This window comes from Streptacidiphilus monticola (assembly GCF_042658505.1).
Taxonomy (GTDB): domain Bacteria; phylum Actinomycetota; class Actinomycetes; order Streptomycetales; family Streptomycetaceae; genus Streptacidiphilus; species Streptacidiphilus monticola.
On record NZ_JBHSQJ010000227.1, the window covers coordinates 1 to 1,379 of the forward strand.

Annotated in this window: 2 protein-coding genes; one reads left to right on the plus strand and one right to left on the minus strand. The window is 70.8% G+C overall.

Annotated features, from left to right (window positions below):
- The coding region (locus tag ACFP3V_RS31470) for a hypothetical protein (protein ID WP_380591153.1) at positions 1–454 on the plus strand (454 nt) is incomplete at its 5' end.
- Here ACFP3V_RS31470 and ACFP3V_RS31475 read toward each other — a convergent pair.
- The gene (locus tag ACFP3V_RS31475; RefSeq protein ID WP_380591155.1) at positions 420–1,328 is read right to left on the minus strand and encodes an IS5 family transposase; all 909 of its coding nucleotides are present in this window, start codon (positions 1,326–1,328) and stop codon (positions 420–422) included. The two genes, ACFP3V_RS31470 and ACFP3V_RS31475, sit on opposite strands and share 35 nt — an antisense overlap.
- Positions 1,329–1,379: the final 51 nt, after the last annotated feature.

A 1,379-nucleotide genomic window follows, 5' to 3' on the forward strand; every position in this document is an offset into this window, starting at 1 on the left:
GGAGGAACGGGAACGCGCGGCCCGGCAGCGGGTTGAGGGTCTGCAGGCGGAACTTCGGGAGGCGGAGGCCGTCTTGGAGCGGTTCGTGATCGCCCGGGAGACGGTCTCGCAGGTCCTGGCGGAGCCGAACGAAGGTCTGCAGGCGCCGGTTGCCGAGGTCGAGCGGGCGGTGCCGGCGGCGGGTGCGGTGACCGGATCGGTGGTGCCGGTGTGGCGGGCAGGGCTCGACGCCGCCATCCTCGCGCCGGACTACCGGCGGATCATGGACATCGTCGCGGGACGGGGCGAGGCGGTGGACTGCCGGCAGCTCGCCTGTGCGCTCGGCTTGGAGCCGGTTCCCGCGAAGGTCGAGGGAGTACGGTCGAAGGCCAAGCGCCTGGCCGCGCGGGGCTGGCTGGCCGAGGAGAGGCCGGGGATGTTCAGCAGCGTCGACGGGCGAGGCGGCGGCTCATGACCATACTCATCGACCACCAGATCATGGTCTCCGAACTGTCGGTGCGGGCCTCGTAGTCCCGGGCCAGGCGGCGTGAGCGCATCAGCCACGCGAAGGTCCGCTCGACCAGCCACCTCTTGGGAAGCACGACGAATCCCAAGGCGTCGTCGCGGCGTTTGACTACCGTCAGCGCGAGGCGCAGAGCACTTCGGGCGAAGCCGACGAGCTGTCCGGTGTAGCCGCCGTCCGCCCACACCAGGGCGATCCGCCAGTGCCGTTCGCGCAGTGCCGCCAGCACCCTCTGCCCGGCCTCGCGATCGGTGACCGAGGCCGCGGTGACCATCACGGCGAGCAGTAGGCCGAGGGTGTCGACCACGATGTGTCGCTTGCGCCCGTTCACCTTCTTCCCGCCGTCGAAGCCCCGGGTCGCAGCGGGCACGGACGTGGCCCCCTTCACCGACTGCGCGTCGATGACGCCCGCCGTCGGCTCCCGGTCACGCCCCGCGGCCTCGCGAACCCGGTCCCGCAGCCGGTCGTGCAGTTCGCGCGTGAAGCCCTTGTCACGCCACCTGCGCCAGAAGGCGTAGACCCGGTCCCAGGCGGGGAAGTCGGCCGGCATGGCCCGCCACTTGATCCCGTTGTCGACCAGGTAACGCACCGCGTCGATCATCTGTCGGTGGCAGTAGGCCTCCGGCTGCCCGCCCCTGCCCTCCAGCCATCCCGGCACCGGCAGCGACGCACGGACTTCGGCCCATTCGGCGTCCGTCATGTCGGACGGATAGGTCCGTGCCCGTTCGCGATGGTCGGCCGCATTTCCGAGCCGGTGGGCGAGGCAATCACACGACCGGGGAACCGAGTTGGACTCCACGGGCAGGACAGCGCAAGACTGAGACATGAGGGCCTCCTGGGCTTCGGGCTTCGACAATCCCGAGCTGACCAGGAGGCC